Annotated in this window: 18 protein-coding genes; 10 read left to right on the top strand and 8 right to left on the bottom strand. The window is 69.3% G+C overall.

Going from position 1 to position 19,793, the window contains the following annotated elements; all coding sequences use genetic code 11:
• Nucleotides 1-91 precede the first annotated feature (91 nt).
• On the bottom strand, nucleotides 92-847 hold the full coding sequence (locus G5B31_RS05110) for an SDR family NAD(P)-dependent oxidoreductase (RefSeq protein WP_205911805.1): 756 nt from the start codon (nucleotides 845-847) through the stop codon (nucleotides 92-94).
• Nucleotides 848-1,085: 238 nt separating this feature from the next.
• Here G5B31_RS05110 and G5B31_RS05105 point away from each other — a divergent pair, with 238 nt between their 5' ends.
• The 5 genes from G5B31_RS05105 to rodA are packed head-to-tail and all read left to right on the top strand — an operon-like array spanning nucleotide 1,086 to nucleotide 6,789.
• Nucleotides 1,086-2,123, top strand: a complete 1,038-nt coding sequence (locus tag G5B31_RS05105) for a rod shape-determining protein (RefSeq protein WP_165014319.1) — start codon at nucleotides 1,086-1,088, stop codon at nucleotides 2,121-2,123.
• Nucleotides 2,124-2,175: 52 nt separating this feature from the next.
• Nucleotides 2,176-3,168: a rod shape-determining protein MreC gene (gene mreC, locus G5B31_RS05100; protein WP_165014318.1), complete on the top strand. Its 993-nt coding sequence runs from the start codon at nucleotides 2,176-2,178 to the stop codon at nucleotides 3,166-3,168.
• A complete protein-coding gene (locus G5B31_RS05095; RefSeq protein WP_165014317.1) occupies nucleotides 3,168-3,707 on the top strand; it encodes a rod shape-determining protein MreD in 540 nt (179 codons plus the stop codon). The genes mreC and G5B31_RS05095 overlap by 1 nt, the downstream gene beginning before the upstream one ends.
• Nucleotides 3,704-5,650, top strand: coding sequence for a penicillin-binding protein 2 (gene mrdA / locus G5B31_RS05090; protein WP_165014316.1), 1,947 nt, complete (start codon nucleotides 3,704-3,706; stop codon nucleotides 5,648-5,650). The genes G5B31_RS05095 and mrdA overlap by 4 nt, the downstream gene beginning before the upstream one ends.
• On the top strand, nucleotides 5,650-6,789 hold the full coding sequence (gene rodA / locus G5B31_RS05085) for a rod shape-determining protein RodA (RefSeq protein ID WP_165014315.1): 1,140 nt from the start codon (nucleotides 5,650-5,652) through the stop codon (nucleotides 6,787-6,789). The genes mrdA and rodA overlap by 1 nt, the downstream gene beginning before the upstream one ends.
• Before the next feature lie 66 nt (nucleotides 6,790-6,855).
• Here rodA and fsa read toward each other — a convergent pair whose 3' ends face one another.
• The gene (fsa, locus tag G5B31_RS05080; RefSeq protein ID WP_165014314.1) at nucleotides 6,856-7,509 is read right to left on the bottom strand and encodes a fructose-6-phosphate aldolase; all 654 of its coding nucleotides are present in this window, start codon (nucleotides 7,507-7,509) and stop codon (nucleotides 6,856-6,858) included.
• A 97-nt stretch (nucleotides 7,510-7,606) separates the two neighbouring features.
• Here fsa and G5B31_RS05075 point away from each other — a divergent pair, with 97 nt between their 5' ends.
• From G5B31_RS05075 to G5B31_RS05060, 4 genes are all read left to right on the top strand, one after another.
• Nucleotides 7,607-9,811 carry a primosomal protein N' gene (locus G5B31_RS05075; protein ID WP_165014313.1) on the top strand — a complete coding sequence of 735 codons (2,205 nt, stop codon included), beginning with the start codon at nucleotides 7,607-7,609 and terminating at the stop codon, nucleotides 9,809-9,811.
• 165 nt (nucleotides 9,812-9,976) lie between these two features.
• On the top strand, nucleotides 9,977-10,669 hold the full coding sequence (locus tag G5B31_RS05070; RefSeq protein WP_165014312.1) for a DUF484 family protein: 693 nt from the start codon (nucleotides 9,977-9,979) through the stop codon (nucleotides 10,667-10,669).
• On the top strand, nucleotides 10,666-11,595 hold the full coding sequence (locus tag G5B31_RS05065; RefSeq protein ID WP_394352113.1) for a tyrosine recombinase XerC: 930 nt from the start codon (nucleotides 10,666-10,668) through the stop codon (nucleotides 11,593-11,595). The genes G5B31_RS05070 and G5B31_RS05065 overlap by 4 nt, the downstream gene beginning before the upstream one ends.
• 55 nt (nucleotides 11,596-11,650) lie before the next feature.
• Entirely contained in the window at nucleotides 11,651-12,355 is a 705-nt protein-coding gene (locus tag G5B31_RS05060) for a phosphatidylcholine/phosphatidylserine synthase (RefSeq protein ID WP_165014311.1), read from the top strand.
• A 50-nt stretch (nucleotides 12,356-12,405) separates the two neighbouring features.
• Here the strand turns inward: G5B31_RS05060 and G5B31_RS05055 are convergent, their stop codons facing one another.
• The 5 genes from G5B31_RS05055 to G5B31_RS05035 form a co-directional block, all read right to left on the bottom strand.
• Nucleotides 12,406-13,242 (bottom strand): DMT family transporter, encoded by an 837-nt coding sequence (locus G5B31_RS05055; protein ID WP_165014310.1) that lies wholly within the window; start codon nucleotides 13,240-13,242, stop codon nucleotides 12,406-12,408.
• Nucleotides 13,239-14,090: a DMT family transporter gene (locus G5B31_RS05050; RefSeq protein ID WP_165014309.1), complete on the bottom strand. Its 852-nt coding sequence runs from the start codon at nucleotides 14,088-14,090 to the stop codon at nucleotides 13,239-13,241. The genes G5B31_RS05055 and G5B31_RS05050 overlap by 4 nt, the downstream gene beginning before the upstream one ends.
• A gap of 69 nt (nucleotides 14,091-14,159) precedes the next feature.
• On the bottom strand, nucleotides 14,160-14,606 hold the full coding sequence (locus G5B31_RS05045) for a methylated-DNA--[protein]-cysteine S-methyltransferase (RefSeq protein WP_165014308.1): 447 nt from the start codon (nucleotides 14,604-14,606) through the stop codon (nucleotides 14,160-14,162).
• Entirely contained in the window at nucleotides 14,603-15,202 is a 600-nt protein-coding gene (locus G5B31_RS05040) for a hypothetical protein (protein ID WP_165014307.1), read from the bottom strand. The genes G5B31_RS05045 and G5B31_RS05040 overlap by 4 nt, the downstream gene beginning before the upstream one ends.
• Nucleotides 15,203-15,257: 55 nt before the next feature.
• Nucleotides 15,258-16,145, bottom strand: coding sequence for a LysR family transcriptional regulator (locus tag G5B31_RS05035; RefSeq protein ID WP_165014306.1), 888 nt, complete (start codon nucleotides 16,143-16,145; stop codon nucleotides 15,258-15,260).
• A gap of 102 nt (nucleotides 16,146-16,247) precedes the next feature.
• Here G5B31_RS05035 and G5B31_RS05030 point away from each other — a divergent pair, with 102 nt between their 5' ends.
• The gene (locus G5B31_RS05030) at nucleotides 16,248-16,448 is read left to right on the top strand and encodes a DUF1127 domain-containing protein (protein WP_165014305.1); all 201 of its coding nucleotides are present in this window, start codon (nucleotides 16,248-16,250) and stop codon (nucleotides 16,446-16,448) included.
• A 350-nt stretch (nucleotides 16,449-16,798) separates the two neighbouring features.
• Here G5B31_RS05030 and ileS read toward each other — a convergent pair whose 3' ends face one another.
• Entirely contained in the window at nucleotides 16,799-19,720 is a 2,922-nt protein-coding gene (gene ileS / locus G5B31_RS05025; protein WP_165014304.1) for an isoleucine--tRNA ligase, read from the bottom strand.
• Nucleotides 19,721-19,793: the final 73 nt, after the last annotated feature.

The following is a 19,793-nucleotide window of genomic DNA, read 5'->3' as shown; positions in this document are numbered from 1 at the left end:
CTGCGGGCTCGGAGGGCCTTGAGCCCCCGCTCGCCCGCGCTGCCGCGGAAGGTTGCGACGGCGGCTCCGCAAGGGGCCGCCGTTTCGCGTGTCACCGCTTCACCTCTTGCAGCGTGTTGCCGCCATCCACCACCAGCGTGGTGCCGGTGACATAGGAGGCTTCGTCCGAGGTGAGGAACAGCGCGCAGGCGGCGACCTCCTCCGGGGTGCCGGGGCGGCCCACCGGCGTGGCGCGGCCGGCCCGCAGCTCCATCCGGCTGGAGCTGGCGGTGGCGATCCAGCCGGGCAGGACGGCGTTGCAGGTCACGCCGCGGCCGCCGTATTCCAGCGCGATGGACCGGGTCAGGCCGGTGATCCCGGCCTTGGCGGCGGCATAGGCCGAGGCGCCCGCGAGGGCGACCAGCGGGCCGGTGACCGAGGCGATGTTGACGATCCGGCCGAAGCCGCGGTCCGCCATCCCCGGCAGGGCGGCGCGGCAGCAGTGGAAGGGGATGGTGAGGTTCAGCGCCATGTGATGTGCCCAAGCCTCGTCTGACCAGCCCGCCAGCGGCTGGTGCTTCACGCGCTTGCCCGTCTGCACCATGCCGGCGTTGTTCACCAGAACTTCGACCGGGCCGAGCCGTGCCTCGATGGCGGCGAAGAGATCGCCGACCTGCGCCGGGTCGGTCAGGTCGGCGACATGGGACATCGCCGACAGCTCAGCGCCGCGGTCATGGATGCGCGGGGTGGTCGCGGTGAGGCAGACCCGCGCCCCTGCCGCCGCCAGCGCGCGGGCGATGGCGAAGCCGATTCCCTCGGCGGACCCCGCCCCGGTGACCAGCGCCACCCGTTCCTTAACGCCTGCCATGCCGCACCTCTCCTGCCCCGCTTTGCGGCACAGGATGCCGGAATATCGGATAAGTGCAATTCCGGGTCGATTTCGATCTCTCCGAAAACCCGGTCCTGCAAGGATTCTCCATACACGCGGAATTGCGCGGGCGCTCATGGCCCGCCCTTCCCCTTGTCGGCACCTGTCCTTATATGGGAGCGCCCCGCCCGGCATCGCCTGAGTCGCGGGGCTGACCCATTCGCAAGGACCCCACCGCATGTCCATCCTTTCCGGCCTTCTCTCGTCCGACATGGCGATCGACCTCGGGACGGCCAACACGCTTGTCTACATCCGCGGCAAGGGCATCGTGCTGAACGAGCCCTCGGTGGTGGCCTATCACAACAAGGACGGCAAGAAGCAGGTGCTGGCCGTGGGCGAGGACGCCAAGCTGATGCTGGGCCGCACCCCCGGGTCCATCGAGGCGATCCGGCCGATGCGCGATGGCGTCATCGCCGACTTCGACTCCGCGGAAGAGATGATCAAGCATTTCATCCGCAAGGTGCACAAGCGCACCACCTTCTCGAAGCCGAAGATCATCGTCTGCGTGCCGCATGGCGCCACGCCGGTGGAGAAGCGGGCGATCCGCAACTCGGTCTTGCAGGCGGGTGCGCGGCGGGCCGGGCTGATCGCCGAACCCATCGCGGCGGCCATCGGGGCGGGGATGCCCATCACCGAACCCACCGGCAGCATGGTGGTGGACATCGGCGGTGGCACCACCGAGGTGGCGGTTCTCAGCCTTGGCGACATCGTCTACGCCCGCTCCGTCCGCGTCGGCGGCGACCGGATGGACGAGGCGATCATCTCCTACCTGCGCCGGCACCAGAACCTGCTGATCGGGGAATCCACGGCCGAACGGATCAAGACCAGCATCGGCACCGCGCGGATGCCCGACGACGGCCGCGGCTCCTCGATGCAGATCCGCGGGCGCGACCTTCTGAACGGGGTGCCGAAGGAGACCGAGATCAACCAGGCCCAGGTGGCCGAGGCGCTGGCCGAGCCGGTGCAGCAGATCTGCGACGCGGTGATGCAGGCGCTGGAGGCGACGCCGCCCGATCTGGCCGCCGACATCGTCGACCGCGGCGTGATGCTGACCGGCGGCGGCGCGCTTCTGGGCGACCTGGACCTGGCGCTGCGCGAGCAGACCGGGCTGTCGATCTCGGTCGCCAACGAGTCACTGAATTGTGTTGCGCTCGGCACCGGGAAAGCACTGGAATACGAAAAGCAGCTGCGGCACGTCATCGACTACGACAGCTGATCTTCGCGGGGCGACCCGCCCCTGAACGACAGCGCAGGATGGCGAGGCGCGCTTGGCCAGGAAACCCACAGGACCGGAAGACTATTCCCGCCCGCTGCGCCGCCTGCTGGTGGCGCTCTTGGTGCTGCTTCTGCTGGGCCTGTTCCTGCTGTGGCGGATCGACAGCCCGCGGGTGGAGCGCTTCCGCTCGGCGCTGGTCGATGCGGTGGTGCCCAACATGGAATGGGCGCTGGTGCCGGTCAGCAAGGCCGCGGGGATGGTGGAGAATTTCCAGTCCTACGACCGCATCTACGAACAGAACCAGGAGCTGAAGCGCGAGCTGCAGAAGATGACCGCCTGGAAAGAGGCGGCGCGTCAGCTGGGCGAGCAGAATGCGCGGCTTCTCGACCTGAACAAGGTGCGGCTGGACCCGAAGCTGACCTGGGTCACCGGGCAGGTGCTGGCCGACAGCGGCAGCCCGTTCCGCCAGTCGGTGCTGCTGAACGTCGGCGCCCGCGACGGCATCCGCGACGGCTGGGCGACGATGGACGGCCTGGGCTTCGTCGGCCGCATCTCTGGGGTGGGAGAGCGGACCAGCCGGGTGATCCTCTTGACCGATTCCAACAGCCGGGTGCCGGTAACGGTGCAGCCCTCGGGCCAGCGGGCGCTGCTGTCGGGCGACAATTCCGCCATGCCGATCCTGGAGTTCATCGAGGATGCCGACGAGATCGCCCCCGGCGACCGGGTGGTGACGGCGGGCGACGGCGGCGTGCTGCCGGCGGGCCTGCTGGTCGGCCAGGTGGTGCGCGACACCGACCGGCGGCTGCGCGTGGTGATGTCGGCCGACTACCAGCGGCTGGAGTTCCTGCGCGTCCTGCGCAGCCATGAGCTGGAGCCGATCACCGATCCCGGCGGGCTGATCGCGCCGCCGCTGCTGCCCTCCACCCCCGAGCCGGTGGTGGATGCCGAGGGCGAGGCCGCGGCCCCGCCGGTGGCGGGCGGCGGCGACGTGGGCGAAAGCGGCTCGGGCGATGCCGAGGCGGGCGGCAGCGATGGGGGCGGCTGATGATCAGCCTCTGGCGGGCCGCGCATTGGGGCTACCGCGCGCTGTTCCTGGGCCTCGCGCTCTTGCTGCTGTTCCTGCGGCTGCTGCCCCTGGGCAGCGATGCGGGGCGCTTTCCGGGGCCGGACCTGATCTTGTGCATGATCATGGCCTGGGTGATGCGCCGGCCCGATTATCTGCCGGTCTGGCTGATCGCCGCCGTGGTGCTGGCCGAAGACCTGATCCTGATGCGTCCGCCCGGACTCTGGACCGCGCTGGTGGTGATGGGGTCCGAGTTCATCCGCTCGCGCGCCGCACTCACTCGTGAGTTGAACTTCCTGGTGGAATGGCTGCTGGTGACGGGGCTGATGATGGCGATGCTGCTGGCCTACCGGCTGGTCTTCACCCTGGCGCTGCTGCCGCAGCCGCCCTTCGGCTTTGCGGTGGTGCAGGTGCTGTGGTCGACGCTGGCCTATCCGCTGGTGGTGGGCGCCTCGCGGCTGGTGCTGGACCTGAGAAAGCCCGCGACGGGCGAAACCGACGATTACGGGAGGCGGCTGTGAGACGCACCCAGAAGGAAAACGAGGACAGCGCCCGCGGCATCACCCGCCGCACGCTGATGATGGGCGGGGCGATGGCGGCGATGGTGGCCGCCCTCGGCGCCCGGCTGCGCTATCTGCAGGTGGACCAGGCCGACGAGTTCCGACTGCTGGCCGAGGAGAACCGCATCAACATCCGGCTGATCCCGCCGCGGCGGGGGATGATCTTCGACCGCAACGGCAAGGTGATCGCCGGCAACGAACAGAACTACCGCGTGGTGGTGACGCGCGAGGATGCCGGCGACGTGGACCTGGTGATGCGGCGGCTGGCGGCGCTGATCCCGATGACGGCCGAGGAGCTGGAGGAATCCATCGCCGCGGTGAAGAAGCATTCCGCCTTCGTGCCGGTGATCGTCAAGGACCGCATCAGCTGGGAGGACTTCTCCAAGATCGCCATCAACGCCCCGGCCCTGCCCGGCGTGGTGCCCGAGATGGGCCTGTCGCGGCAATATCCGCGCGACACCGACTTCGCCCATGCGGTCGGCTATGTCGGTCCGGTGTCGGAAAAGGACCTGGAGGGCGAGACCGATCCCGATCCGGTGCTGCGGCTGCCGAAGTTCCAGATCGGCAAGATCGGGGTGGAAAAATGGATGGAATCCACCCTGCGAGGTTCGGCCGGGACAAAACGGATCGAGGTCAACCACGTCGGCCGGGTGATGCGGGAACTGGAGCGGCGCGAGGGCGTGCCCGGCGCCGACATCCGGCTGACCATCGACGCCGACGTGCAGAACTTCGCCCAGGCCCGGCTGGGCGAGGAAAGCGCGGCCGCGGTCGTGATGGATGTCAGGAACGGCGACATCATCTGCATCGCCTCCTCGCCCTCCTTCGATCCGAACCTCTTCGTCCGCGGCATCAGCCATGCCGACTATGCCGCGCTGACCGAGCACGACCACCGGCCGCTGGCCAACAAGGCGGTCTCGGGCGCCTATCCGCCGGGATCGACCTTCAAGATGGTGACCGCGCTGGCGGCGCTGGATGCGGGCGCCATCGACGCCGGCTACAAGGTGCGTTGCCCGGGCTATCTGGAATTCGGCGGGCGGCGCTTCCACTGCCATTCGCGCGGCGGCCACGGCACCGTCGGCCTGACCCAGAGCCTGGAGAAAAGCTGCGACGTCTTCTACTACGACGTCTGCCAGAAGGTCGGCATCGAGAAGATGGCCGAGATGGGCAAGCGGCTCGGCCTCGGCATCCGCCACGACCTGCCGATGTCGGCCATCACCGAGGGCATCATGCCCAACCGCGCCTGGAAGCAGGAGCGGCACAAGGCCGAATGGCGGATCGGCGACACCATCAACGCCTCGATCGGGCAGGGCTATGTGCTGGCCTCGCCGTTGCAGCTGGCGGTGATGACGGCGCGGGTGGCCAGCGGGCGGGCGGTGTCGCCGCGGCTGGTGCGGATGATCGGCGCCGAGGAGACCCCGGTGGCCGATGCGCCCGACCTGGGGATCGCCGCCGAGCATCTGGCCATCGTCCGCCGCGGCATGTTCGACGTGGTGAACGGCTCCAGCGGCACCGGGCGCTCCAGCCGCATCGCCGATCCGGCGCTGGTGATGGCGGGCAAGTCCGGCACCAGTCAGGTGCGCAACATCTCGGCCGCCGAGCGCGCCCGCGGCGTGGTGTCGAACGAGCAGCTGCCGTGGAACCGGCGCGACCATGCGCTGTTCGTCGGCTATGCGCCCTATGACGACCCGCGCTATGCAGTGGCGGTGGTGGTGGAGCATGGCGGCGGCGGCGGTGCCGTGGCCGGCCCCATCGCCCGCGACGTCCTGCTGCGGGCGCTGTCCGACGGGCTGCCGCCGCTGTCGGCCTATCCGGCGGCGCAGCGCGGCCGGATCGAGACCATGCTGAAGGAACTGCCGCTGCGCGATCCCGTCACCGGCGCCGCCCCCGACCGCGAGAGGGCGTGATGAGCTTCCTGGAAAGCCGCATCAAGTTCGTGCCCACCGGCATCCGCAAGGTGCTGTATCTGAACTGGCCGATGATCCTTCTGACCGCGGCGGTGGCCTCGGTCGGGGTGCTGATGCTCTGGTCCATCGCAGGCGGCGATTTCGACATCTGGGCCCGGCGGCAGGCGCAGGTCTTCGGCGCCGGCATGGTGCTGATGCTGATCGTCGCCATGGTGCCGATCTGGTTCTGGCGCAGCATGGCCGGGGTGGCCTATGTCGTCTCGTTCCTGCTGCTGCTCTACGTGGAGTTCCGGGGCGAGACCAACATGGGCGCGCAGCGCTGGATCGACTTCGGCTTCCTGCAGTTCCAGCCGTCCGAGATGATGAAGTTCACCCTGGTGATGCTGCTGGCGGCCTATTACGACTGGCTGGACACCCGCAAGACCTCGCGCCCGCTGTGGGTGCTGCTGCCGGTGGTGCTGATCCTGGCGCCGACGGTGCTGGTGCTGATGCAGCCGAACCTCGGCACCTCCTTGATGCTGATCCTGGGCGGGGCGGCGGTGATGTTCGCGGCCGGCGTCAGCCTGTGGTATTTCGCCGCCGTCGCCAGCCTGACGGTGGCGGCGGTGGCAGGGGTGTTCCTGACCCGCGGCACGCCCTGGCAGTTCCTGCACGACTATCAATACAAGCGGATCGACACCTTCCTGGACCCTTCCGCCGATCCCCTGGGGGCGGGCTACAACATCCTGCAGGCGAAGATCGCGCTCGGGTCGGGCGGATGGTCCGGCAAGGGCTTCATGCAGGGCACGCAGAGCCGGCTGAACTTCCTGCCGGAGAAGCACACCGATTTCATCTTCACCACGCTCGCCGAGGAATTCGGCTTCGTGGGCGCCTTCTCGCTGCTGGTGCTTTATGCGCTGATCATCGGCTTCTGCCTGGTCTCGGCGCTGCAGAACAAGGACCGCTTCTCGTCCTTGCTGATCATCGGCGTGGCGGGGAACTTCTTCTTCTACCTTGCCGTCAACCTGTCGATGGTGATGGGCATGGCCCCGGTGGTGGGGGTGCCGCTGCCGCTGCTGTCCTACGGCGGCTCGGCGATGCTGGTGATCTTGGTCGGCTTCGGGCTGGTGCAGAGCGCCCACGTCCACCGGCCGCGCTAGGCGGAGAGTGCCGGGGGTTTCACACCCCCGGACCCCCGTGGAGTATTTGGGCCAAGAGGAAGGGGATCAGAGGATCTTCTGCCCCGTCTTCGCCCAGTCCTTCATGAACTGGTCGATGCCCTTGTCGGTCAGCACATGGCTGGCCATCGCCTTGATCACCGAGGGCGGGGCGGTCATCACGTCGGCGCCGATCAGCGCGCATTGCGAGGCGTGGTTCACCGTGCGGACCGAGGCGGCAAGGATGTTGGTCTCGAAGCCGTAGTTGTCGTAGACCTGCCGGATGTCGCCGATCAGCTCCAGCCCGTCGAGGTTGATGTCGTCCAGCCGGCCGATGAAGGGGCTGATGAAGGTTGCCCCGGCCTTGGCGGCCAGCAGCGCCTGGTTCACGCTGAAGCACAGCGTCACGTTCACCATCTTCTCTTCGCCCGACAGCACCTTGCAGGCCTTCAGCCCGTCCCAGGTCAGCGGCACCTTGACGGCGATGTTGGGGGCGATCTCGGCCAGCTTGCGGCCCTCGGCGATCATCTCGTCGGCCTTCAGCGCCACCACCTCGGCCGAGACCGGGCCTTCGACGAAGGAGCAGATTTCCTTGGTCACTTCCAGGATGTCGCGGCCGGATTTCAGGATCAGCGAGGGGTTGGTGGTGACGCCGTCCACCATGCCCAGATCGTGCAATTCGCGGATGGCATCGACATCGGCGGTATCGACGAAGAATCTCATGGGGCGGCTCCTTTGCGGGATGGCGGGGGTGGAGGTGTCTCGGTCGCGGCGGTATTACCGCAAACGGGGGCGGCGCGAAAGGGTGCGTCGCCGGGATATGTTGGCGCTAACAGTGACCGAGCGGCAGTTCATCGCGGGCGAGACGGTGGGGGTCCTGACCACGGAACCCCTGGGCCGCGTGCTAGACTATCGCGCGCCGGAGGGCGGCTGCGGAACGGGAGATTTCGTCGAGGTTCCCCTTGGCCCGCGCCGGGTGCTGGGGGTGGTCTGGGGGCCGGGGCAGGGGGATTGGGACCCGGCCAAGGTCCGCCCGGTGAACCGGGTGCTGGACGCCGCGCCGATGCGCGAGGAGCTGCGGCTGTTCCTGCACCGCGCCGCCGACTACACGCTGACGCCGCTGCCCGCCATGCTGCGGCTGGCCACCCGCGCGCCGGGACTGGGCGACCCGCCGGGGATGCGCAAGGTCTATCGCCTGGCCGGCCCGGTGCCGAACCGGCTGACCGAGGCCCGGCACCGGGTGGTGGAGGCGCTGCGTGGCTGGGGCGGGGCGGCGGTGACGCTGGGCGAACTGGCCGAGGCGGCGGCCTGCGGCACCGGGGTGGTGAAGGGCCTCGTCCAGCTGGGCGTGGTGGCCGAGGAGGAGGCGCCGAAGGACCTGCCCTATCCGCGGCTGGACCCCTCCGGCCTGATGCGGCTGGAGGGCGATCAGGTGGCGGCAGGGGATGCCCTGGCCCATGCGGTGGCGGCCGGGGAGTTTCAGGCGGTGCTGCTGAAGGGCGTCACTGGCTCGGGCAAGACCGAGGTCTATCTGGAGGCGGTGGCGGAAGCCTTGCGCCGCGGCCGGCAGGCGCTGGTGCTGCTGCCGGAAATCGCCCTGACCGCCGATTTCCTGTCCCGGGTCGAGGCCCGCTTCGGCGCCCGCCCGGCCGAATGGCACTCGGGCGTCACCATGACCGAGCGGCGGCGGCTGTGGCGGATGCTGGGGCAGGGCGAGGCTTCGCTGGTCGTCGGCGCGCGGTCGGCGCTGTTCCTGCCCTTCCGCGACCTCGGGCTGATCGTGGTCGATGAGGAACACGACACTTCCTACAAGCAGGAGGATGGCGTGCTCTATAACGCCCGCGACATGGCGGTGCTGCGGGCCTCCATCGCGGGCTGCCCGGTGGTGCTGTCCTCGGCCACGCCCTCCTTGGAAAGCTGGGCCAATGCCGAGGCGGGGAAATACCAGCGGCTGGACCTCGGCGCCCGCTTCGGCGCGGCGGAGATGCCGCGGATGCGGGCCATCGACATGCGGGCGGAACGGCTGCCGGCGAACCGCTGGATCTCCGACATGCTGGCGAGAGGAGTGGCCGAGCGGGTGGCGCGGGGGGAACAGGCGCTGTTGTTCCTGAACCGCCGCGGCTATGCGCCGGTGACGCTCTGCCGCGCCTGCGGGGCGCAGGTCGGCTGCGACCATTGCGATGCCCGCATGGTGGAACACCGCTTCCTGAAGCGGCTGTTCTGCCACCAATGCGGCGCGACGAAGCCGGTGCCGGCCACCTGCCCCTCCTGCAAGGTCGAGGGGCGGATGGCGGCGGTCGGCCCGGGGGTGGAGCGGCTGGCCGAGGAAGTGGCGGAGCGTTTCCCGGGGGCGCGGCTGGCGGTGCTGTCCTCGGATCTGTTCGGCTCGGCCCGGGCGCTGAAGGAGCAGATCGCGGCGATTGCCGAGGGCGGGGCCGACATCGTGATCGGCACCCAGATCGTCGCCAAGGGCCACAACTTCCCGCTGCTGACGCTGGTCGGCGTGATCGACGCCGACCTCGGCCTGCAGGGGTCGGACCTGCGGGCGGCGGAGCGGACCTTCCAGCTGATGCGGCAGGTGGCGGGCCGGGCGGGGCGGGCCGAGAAGCCGGGCGAGGCCTGGCTGCAGACCCACCAGCCCGAGCATCCGGTGATCCGCGCCATCCTCGGCGGCGACGAGGAGGCGTTCTGGCGCGCCGAGGCCGAGGAGCGCCGGATGCAGGGCGCGCCGCCCTATGGGCGGATGGCGGGGATCATCCTCTCCGGTCCCGACCTCGGCGCGGTCTTCGATGTGGGTGGGGACCTTGCCCGCCGCGATGCCCCCCTGCGCGCCGTGGGGGCCGAGGTCTTCGGGCCGGCCCCCGCCCCCATCGCCCGCATCCGCGGCCGGCACCGGGTGCGGCTTCTGGTCAAGGCGCCAAAAGGTGCGGCGCTGCAACCTGCGCTGGCGCAATGGGTGGCGCAGGTGCGGCTGCCGGCCAACCTGCGGCTGGCCATCGACATCGACCCGCAGAGCTTCTTCTGACCTTGCTTGCAGTTTTCCGGTATCTGCCGCGGAGGAGCGGAAAGTGCAGCCTTGCAACGCCATCTGCAAAATGCCGCGCAAGGGGCGGAAAAGATATGCGGCGCTGGCGCGGGCCGCTGCTATAGTCGCCGGCAATCGAAAAAGAAGAGCCGGGCGAGCCTTGTGATGATCGAACCTGACCTGCGCGACCGCATCCTCGCGGAACCCGAGACGATTCTGGAAGACCGCGACCTGATGAACGCGCTGGTGGCCGCGAACGAGCGCGCCATGGGGGCCAATATCGTCGACCTGCGCGGCATCGCCATGCAGCGGCTGGAGACCCGGCTCGACCGGCTGGAGGACACCCACCGCGGCGTCATCGCCGCGGCCTACGAGAACCTGGCCGGCACCAATCAGGTGCATCGGGCGATCCTGCAACTGCTCGACCCGCTGGATTTCCAGGAGTTCCTGCGGGTGCTGACCGGCGATGTCGCCGCCACCCTGCGGGTGGATTGCGTGCGGCTGGTGCTGGAATCGGTGCAGGACGCCGAGGACCCGGCGCTGCGCCGGCTGGGCGATGTGCTCTATGTCGCCGAGCCGGGGTTCGTGGCGAATTACGTCGCCGCCGGCCGCAACGTGCCGCTGCGCCCGGTGACGCTGCGGCAGGTGATGCCGGAGAGCGATGCGCTTTACGGCGACCGGGCGGGCTATATCCGGTCCGAGGCGCTGCTCAGGTTGGATTTCGGCAAGGGGCGGCTGCCGGGGATGCTGGTTTTCGGGGCGGAAGATCCGCATCAGTTCAAGCAGACCCATGGCACCGACCTTCTGGCCTTCTTCGCCGGCGTGTTCGAACGGACGATGCGCCGCTGGCTGTCGTGACCGGGCTGGCGATCTCGGAGGAGGTCCGGGCGGCGCTGGCCGACTGGCTGGCGCAGATCGCCGCGCTGAAGGGGGCAAGCCGCCACACCGTCGAGGCCTATTCCCGCGACGTGGCGCGCTACTTGTCCTTCCTTGCGGGGCATCACGGCGGCACCATGGGCCTGCGCGGCATCGTCGAGACCGAAAGGATCGACCTGCGGGCCTGGATGGCGCATGAGCAGAACCGCGGGATCGGCGCCCGCTCGCTGGCGCGGGCGCTGTCCTCGGTGAAGGGCTTCACCGCCTGGGCCTCCGACCGGCTGGGGGAAGAGGCGACCACCGTCCTGTCCGCCCGCGGCCCGAAATACCGCCGCAAGCTGCCCCGTCCCTTGTCCGAGGAAGGGGCGGCGGAGATGCTGGAGACCGTCGGCCACCAGGCCCGCGACGACTGGCAGCAGGCCCGCGACGTGGCGGTGGTGACGCTGCTTTACGGCTGCGGCTTGCGGATCTCCGAGGCGCTGTCCCTGACCGGCGCGCAGCATCCGCTGCCGCAGGTGCTGCGCATCACCGGCAAGGGGGCCAAGACCCGGCTGGTGCCGACCCTGCCCGCAGCGGCGCAGGCGGTGGCGGATTATGTCCGGCTCTGCCCCTGGGACCTGGCCGGGGACCAGCCGCTGTTCCGCGGCGCCCGCGGCGGCCCGCTGTCCCCGCGCCCGATCCAGCTGGCGATGGAGAAGGCCCGCGCCCAGCTGGGCCTGCCCGCCACCGCGACGCCGCACGCGCTGCGCCACAGCTTCGCCACCCACCTGCTGTCCGCCGGCGGCGACCTGCGGGCGATCCAGGAACTGCTCGGCCATGCCTCGCTGTCCACCACCCAGGCCTATACCGCGGTGGATGCCGGCCGGCTGATGGAGGTCTACGAGCGCGCCCACCCGCGGGCATCATGAATTCCCGACGCGCAGCCGCATTGCGCCCGGCACGGAATTGGTTCATCAAAAGAATATGTCAGACCGTCTCAAGGCCCTGTCCGTCCACCTGCTGACTGCCACCGGCGCGGTGCTGTCGATGTTCGCCATGCTCGCCGCGGTGGAGGGCAAGTGGAGCCTGATGTTCCTCTGGCTGGTCGTCGCGCTGATCGTTGACGGGATCGACGGTCCGCTGGCCCGCAGATACGACACCCAGAAGAACTGGCCCACCTATGACGGCGTCCTGATGGACCTGATCGTCGATTACCTGACCTATGTCTTCATCCCCGCCTTCGCCCTGTTCAAGTCCGGCCTGCTGTCGGGCTGGACCGGCTGGCTGGCGATCATCGTGATCTGCTACGGCTCGGTGGTCTATTTCGCCGACACCCGGATGAAGACCAAGGACAAGAGCTTTGCCGGCTTCCCCGCCTGCTGGAACATGGTGGTGCTGGTGCTGTTCGCGGTGGCGCCGTCGCAGAGCGTGATCCTGATCGTGGTGGTCGGGCTGACGGTGACGATGTTCACCAACCTGAAGTTCATCCACCCGGTGCGGACGAAACGCTGGCGCGAACTGTCGCTGGCGATGTGCGTGCTGTGGATTGCCTTCGCCACCTGGGCGGCCTGGGTGGATTTCGCCGAAGGCAGCCTGGCGCATTGGGGATTGATCGTGACCTCGCTCTACCTTGCGCTGGCCGGGATCGCGCAGCAGGTCATTCCCGAAGGCATCCGGCGGGTGCGCTGACGATCCTTCGGCGAAGGATCGTTTTTCGGGTTTTCGGCGAAAACCCGTTCTTACAACCGCGACAGCACCACGCCCGCGACGATCACCGCCGCGGCCAGCGCCTTCTCCCGTGTCATCCGCTCGTTGAACCCCAGCCAGCCGATCAGCACCGCGAACAGGATCGAGGTCTCGCGCAGCGCCGCCACCAGTGCGATGGGAGCGAAGGTCATCGCCCAGACCGAGACCGCATAGGCGCCGTAGCTGGCCGCCGAGGCCACCGCCCCCATGCCCCAGGCCCGGGCGTCGCGCGGGATCACCCGCAGCCCGCGCAGCGCCAGCATCCCGCAGGTGAAGAACAGCCCGTCGGCGACGAAGACCCAGGCGACATAGGCCGCCGGCACCCCGGAAATCCGCGCGCCCATGCCGTCGATCATCGTGTAGCTGGCCGTCGCCAGCGCCGAGCCGAGCGCGAAGGGCAAGAGCCGCCGGTCCTCGCCGCTGGTGAAGACGCCGCGGGCCATCAAGAGGATGCCTGCCGCCAGCACCGCGATGGCCATGTATTGCCGGCCGGTGACCGCGTCGGCCAGGACGAAGGCCCCGACCAGCGCCACGATCATCGGCGCGGCGCCGCGGGCGATGGGATAGACCCGGGACAGGTCGCCGCGGTCGTAGGCGTAGGACAGGAAGAACTTGTAGGCGAAATGGGTGCAGCCGGCGCCGATCACCCAGGGCACCGCCTCCAGCGCGATGGGGGGCGAGACGGCGATCACGGCCAGGCCGATGGGAACCTCGACGATGGAAAGGATCACCATCCCCCCCACCTTGGAGGTGCCCAGCTTGATCAGTGCGTTCCACATGGCATGCAGGAAGGCCGCGGCCATCACCGCCAGGAAGACCGCGAAGCTCATGCCGCCACCCGCATCAGGGCCACTCCCGCCAGGATCAATCCGCCCGCCACCGCCTTGTCGCGGCCCATGGGCTCGTGGAACAGCCGCCAGCCGATCAGCATGGCGAAGAGGATGGAACATTCCCGCAGCGCGCCGACCAGGGCGATGGGGGCCTGGGTCATCGCCCAGACCACCACGCCATAGGCGCCCAGCGAGGCCGCGGCGGCCAGCGCGCCCCGGCCCCAGCCCGCGGGCGATACCCGGAACGGTGCGGTGCCCCGCAGCGCGGCGACGGCCAGCCCGAAGAACAGCCCGTCCAGCGCGAAGGTCCAGCCGAGGAACATCGTCAGATGCCCCGCCGCCCGCGCGCCGAGGCCGTCGACCAGCGTATAGCCGGTGGTCATCACTGCCGTCGCCAGCGCCCAGGGGATCAGCCGCCGGTTCTCGCCGGCCCGGATCGCGCCGCCCGCCATCGCCATGATGCCGGCGACCAGCACCAGCACCGCCGCCACCTCACCGGCCGTCAGATGGTCCGCCCCGACCAGCGCCGAGGCCGCCAGCACCATCAGCGGCGCCGAGCCGCGAGCCAAGGGGTAGACCCGGGACAGGTCGCCGTGGTCGTAGGCGGCGGAGAGGCACAGCTTGTAGGCGGTGTGCAGCGCGGCGGCGGCGATGAGCCAGGGCCAGACCCGCGCCGGCGGGAAGGGGGCGAAGGCCAGCATCGCCAGCCCGATGGCCCCCTGCACCAGCGCCATCACCAGCAGGTTCTGCAACCGCGACCCGCCGGGGTTGCCGGTGCGGATCAGCCCGTTCCAGGCCGCATGGAGGAAGGCCGCGCCCAGAACGGCCAGGAAGACGCCAAGGCTCACGGTCGCGCGCCTGTGATGAAACTGTCATGCGCAGGGCTACAGGGCCTTTGCGGCCGCCGCAAGCCGGGTTCAGATCAGCAGCCCCGCCGCCCCTTCGTGGCGCAGCAGCGCCACCTTGGTCTCCACCCCGCCGGGGGCGGAGAAGCCGCCGAGCGTCTTCGCGCCGAGGATGCGGTGGCAGGGGATGATGATCGGGATCGGGTTCGCGCCGCAGGCCTGCCCCACCGCCTGCGCGGGCGCGCCGACCAGGGCGGAAATCTCGCCATAGGTCCGGGTCTCGCCGAAGGGGATCGCGGCCATGGCGCGGCGGACGGCGGCGTTCAGCCCCTCGCCCCAGTCCAGCGGCAGGTCGAAGGCCTGCCGCGCGCCGGCGAAATACTCGGCCAGCTGGCGCAGCCCCTCGGCCTCCAGCGCCGTCGGCTCCGTTTCGGCCGCCCGCCAGTCCAGCGCCACGATCCGCCCCGCGCTTTCGCGCAGCGAGACCGGACCGAAGGGAGTGTCCAGGGTGCCGGTCACGGGAAGTCCATCACCAGTTGCGGCCTGGCCTCGCCGTCGTAGGAGGCGTCCACCTCGTAATGCCGCAGCTGGAAGCCGCCGTCGCGCAGAACCCAGGCGCCGGCATCATAGGCATCGCCGATGCCGCGCCAGTAGCCGGTGGCGGACAGCAGGCCGGTGGCCGGGTCGAAGCTGCCGTTGACCACGAAGCTGCGGGCGGTCCAGCCGGTGACGGTGATTTCGCGGACGGGGCTTTCGAAATCCTCGGGGTCCTCGTTCACCGGCGCCACCGCGGGCTGCGCCAGCGCCAGCGGCACGATGCCGTCGAACTCGGTCCGCAGCAGGAAAACATCGGTCAGGTTGTAGGCGCCGATGTTGCAGCGGAATTGCCAGAGCGTGACCTGCTCCGGCTCGGTCACCGACCAGGGCATGGTCACGTCGAAGCGACGGGGCGGCTCGATCAGGCTGCCGTCCTCGGCGAAGGCGGCCATGCAGCTGTCCGCGAAGGCGGCGGAAAAGGCGGCGACGGCGCGGTCGTTCAGGGAGTCGGGCAGCGGGTCGGCCAGGGCGGCGGGGGCCAGGACGGCCAGCAGGCAGGGCAGGGCGGGGCGCAGCATCAGGATCTCCTCCGCCGGCCATGCTGCCATGCCCCGCCGCGGGTTCCAAGCCGGATCAGCCCGCCGCAGCCCCCGGCGCGGCGATGCCGAGCGGCGCGAAGGCCTCGCGCAGCAGCGCCGCCATCCCCTCCAGCGCCGGCGAGGTGCCGCGCGGGTTCCGCCGCAGCAGCACCCGGGCGCTGTCCACGTTGGAATAGCCGTCGGCCACCGTCAGCTCGCGGCAGCCGGCCGGGATGGTGCTGCGCGACAGCGGCGCGATGGCCATGCCGTTCATCGCCGCCAGCCGGAAGCCGCCCGCCATGTCGCAGGTCCAAGCCGGGCGCCAGTCGATCCCCTGCCGGTTCAGCGACAGTTCGGCATAGTCCCGGCTCCAGTCGGACTTGAAGTAGACCGCCACCGGCACCGGCCGGCGCAGGTGCTGTTCATGGTGCAGCGAAGTGACCCAGACCGTGGGATCGACGCAGAGGACCTCGCCCTCCTGCACATAGGCCCAGTCGTAGATCACGGCGATGTCGATCAGGTCGTCCTCCATCGCCTGCAGCAGCGCCGAGGAATGATCGACCCGGACCGAGACCTGCACCCCCTCGTGCCGTTCGTCGAAGGCGGCGAGGGCGCGCGGCAGCACGGTGCCGGAATATTCGTCGGGGATGCCCACCCGCACCGGCCCGACCAGCGGCTTTTCCCGCAGCGCGAGGACGGCCTCGTCCAGCGTCTCCACCACCCGGCGGGCATAGGGCAGCAATTGCTCGCCCCGCGGCGTCAGTTCCACCCCGCGCGCCTGGCGGAGGAACAGCGGCTGGCCGAGGTTCTGTTCCAGCCGCTTGATCTGCAGGGAAACCGCGGATTGGGTGCGGAACAGCCGCGCCGCGGCATGGGTGACCGAGCCGGTATCGGCCACCGCCAGGAAGCTGCGCATCAGGTCGCTGTCGAGCGGATTGTGCATCGGCTACCCATGAGTCAAGTTCATGTCACCTATTAAACCTATTCGTTTGTGAAATGTCAAAGCCGGGCCCATATCTGGCGGGCAGATCAATAGGAGGCCACCATGTTCACCCGTCTTGTCACCCTGCTGCAGCTGCGCCGCTCGACCGCGTTCCTGCTGGCGCGGGTCGATGACCGGCTGCTGGACGACATCGGCCTGTCGCGCGCGGAGCTGATGGAGATGCATATGGGCATCTCCGCCCTCGACCGGGTGGCCCGCGCCAATGCATACCCGTTGGGCAAGGCACTCCCTGTCGCGGTCTGACGGAGGCTTGCGCGGGGGCGATGCGCCCGCATCCCCCCGCGCCTTTCTTTCCCGCACAGTTTTCCCCGCCCGCTCCGGCGGGGATTTGCGTTGTGGTGTCCGGGTTCCATGGCGAAGGCCATCGCCTTCGCCACCATGCACCATCTCAACCAGACCGGCCGGGCCCCAAAGGCCCGGCCAGCGCCCGCCCCGCCCTCGGCGGGCGCTTCTCGCCCGCCGGGTCGGGCGCTGGCCTCCCGGGGTTTGGAACCGCTGCCGTTTCCGGGTGCAACCGTCTCGCACGGGCGGGGGCGAGGCAGTGCCTCGCCTTCTCCCGCCCGGCCGGAGCCGTGTGCCGAACGCGATCCGCGTCAGCCGAGCGCTTCGTTGCAGCGCTTGCAGGTGCCGGGGTGCCTGTGGCTACCGACATCCGGCAGGATCTGCCAGCAGCGCTGGCATTTCTCGCCCGGCGCCGGCTCGAAAACCACGCCGATGCCCGGCACTTCCGGCAGGCGGAAGGCTTCGGCGGGCTCGGGGTCGGCGGTCAGCTGGATGCCGCTGGTGATACAGAGGTTGGCGAAATCCACCGATTTCAGCGCCGCAAGGATCGCGGTATCCGCCACATGCACCACCGGCGCCGCCTCCAGGCTGGCGCCGATCACCTTGGCGGTGCGCTGCACCTCCAGCGCGCCGGTGACCACCCGGCGGGCGGCGCGGATGCCTTCCCATTTTGCCGCCAGCGCGTCGTTGCGCCAGCTGGCCGGGGTGTCGGGGAAGTCCTGCAGGTGGACGGACGAGCCCTCGCCCGGGTGCCGGCACAGCCAGACCTCCTCCATGGTGAAGACCAGAATCGGCGCGGTCCAGACCGTCAGGCGCTGGAACAGCAGGTCCAGCACGGTGCGGCAGGCCCGGCGGCGCAGCGACGTCGGCGCGTCGCAGTAGAGCGCGTCCTTGCGGATGTCGAAATAGACCGCCGACAGGTCGGTGGTGCAGAAGGCGAACAGCTTCTGGAACACGCCCTGGAAGTCGTAGGCGGCATAGCCCGCCCGCACCTCTTCATCCAGTTCCGCCAGCCGGTGCAGCACCCATTGCTCCAGCTCCGGCATCTCCTCCGGCGCGACCTTCTCGGCCTCGGTGAAGCCGGCGAGGTTGCCCAGCAGGAAGCGCAGCGTGTTGCGCAGCCGGCGGTAGCTGTCGGCCACCCCCTTCAGGATTTCCTTCCCGATCCGCAGGTCCACCGTGTAGTCGGACAGCGCCACCCAGAGCCGCAGGATGTCGGCGCCGTATTCGCCGATCACCTCCTGCGGGGCGACGGTATTGCCGAGCGATTTGGACATCTTCATGCCCTTCTCGTCCAGCGTGAAGCCATGGGTCAGCACGCCCTTGTAGGGCGCCCGGCCCTTGGTGCCGCAGGCTTGCAGGAGCGAGGAGTGGAACCAGCCGCGGTGCTGGTCGGTGCCTTCCAGGTAAAGATTGGCGATGCCGTCCTCGGTGCCGTCCGGCCGGTCGCGCAGCACGAAGGCATGGGTGGAGCCGGAGTCGAACCAGACGTCCAGCACATCCATCACCTGGTCGTAATCGGACGGATCAACGATGCCTTGCAGCATCTTCTCCTTGAATCCTTGCACATACCAGACATCGGCGCCCTCGGCCTCGAAGGCGGCCACGATGCGGGCGTTCACTTCCGGGTCGCGCAGCAGGAAGTCCGGGTCGGTCGGCTTCGCCCCCCTCTTCACGAAGCAGGTCAGCGGCACGCCCCAGGCGCGCTGGCGGCTCAGCACCCAGTCCGGCCGCGCCTCGATCATCGAATGCAGCCGGTTCTTGCCGGTCTCGGGCGTGAAGGTGACCAGATCGCGGATCGAGGTCAGCGCGCGTTCGCGGATGGTGTTGCCGTAGTTGGACTGGCCGTCCTCGATCCGGCGGTCGATGGCGGCGAACCATTGCGGAGTGTTGCGGAAGATCAAGGGCGCCTTCGACCGCCAGGAATGCGGGTAGGAATGCTTCAACTTGCCCTTCGCCAGCAGCGCGCCCGCCCAGGCCAACTGCTTGATCACGCTGACGTTGGCCGGGCCTTCCTTACCCTCGGGCGTCAGGATCGCCTGCCCGCCGAACACCGGCAGGTCGGCGCGGTAGGAGCCGTCGGGCTCGACGTTCCAGGTCATCGGCAGGCCGAACTTCTGGCCCAAGGCATAGTCGTCCTCGCCATGGCTGGGCGCGGTATGGACGAAGCCGGTGCCCGCATCCTCGGTGACGTGATCGCCGGGGAGCATAGGGACATCGTAGTCCCACTCGCCATTGGCCCCTTCGATGCCGCGGAAGGGATGCGCCAGAACCAGCCCGCGCAGTTCCTCGGCGGAGACGCCGCGGACCCGCCGATACATCCCCTCGGCCAGCTTCGCCGCGGTGAAGACGCTTTCGGCCAGCTTGTCGGCCATCAGATACAGCCCGCCCGGAACCGCGTTCGATCCCTCGGGCGCCCCGGTCACCTCGTAAAGCCCGTAGGCGATGTCCGGGTTGTAGGCCACCGCCCGGTTCTGCGGGATGGTCCAGGGGGTGGTGGTCCAGATCACCACCCGCGCGCCGTGCAGCCCGCTGTCCGCCGCGGCCGAGACCACCGGGAAGCCCACCCAGATCGTATGCGAGGTGTGGTCGTGATATTCCACCTCCGCCTCGGCCAGGGCGGTCTTCTCGACCGGCGACCACATCACCGGCTTGGACCCCTGATAGAGCGTGCCGTTCATCAAGAGCTTCATGAACTCGGCCGCGATCACCGCCTCGGCGTGGTAGTCCATGGTCAGGTAGGGCCGGTCCCAGGCGCCGGTCACCCCCAGCCGCTTGAACTCCTCGCGCTGGATGCCGATCCAGCCCTCGGCGAACTTGCGGCATTCCTGGCGGAAGGCCACCACGTCCACCTCGTCCTTGTTCAGGCCCTTGGCGCGGTATTGCTCCTCGATCTTCCATTCGATCGGCAGGCCGTGGCAGTCCCAGCCGGGGACGTAGCGGCTGTCCTTGCCCATCATCTGCTGGCTGCGGACCACCATGTCCTTCAGCACCTTGTTCAGCGCATGGCCGATGTGCAGGTGGCCGTTGGCGTAGGGAGGCCCGTCATGCAGCACGAAGGAGGGGCGGCCCTGCTTCTCGCGCAGCCGGTCGTAGATGCCGATCCGTTCCCACCGGGCCAGCCAGTCGGGCTCGCGCTGCGGCAGGCCGGCGCGCATGGGAAACTCGGTTTCGGGCAGGAAGACGGTGTCGCGGTAGTCGGGGGCAGAGGTCTCGGGCGTGTCGGCGCACATTCGGGAAATTCCTTGCGGAGGATGTTCGGTCGGAGAGTCGGACGGAATTTGCCCCGGCGGCCGGATCAGGCCG

Source organism: Rhodobacter sp. SGA-6-6 (assembly GCF_011043545.1).
In the GTDB taxonomy this organism is placed as follows: domain Bacteria; phylum Pseudomonadota; class Alphaproteobacteria; order Rhodobacterales; family Rhodobacteraceae; genus Pseudogemmobacter.
Note: the sequence above shows the minus strand (reverse complement) of the source record. Positions and strands in the feature narration are given on the sequence as shown.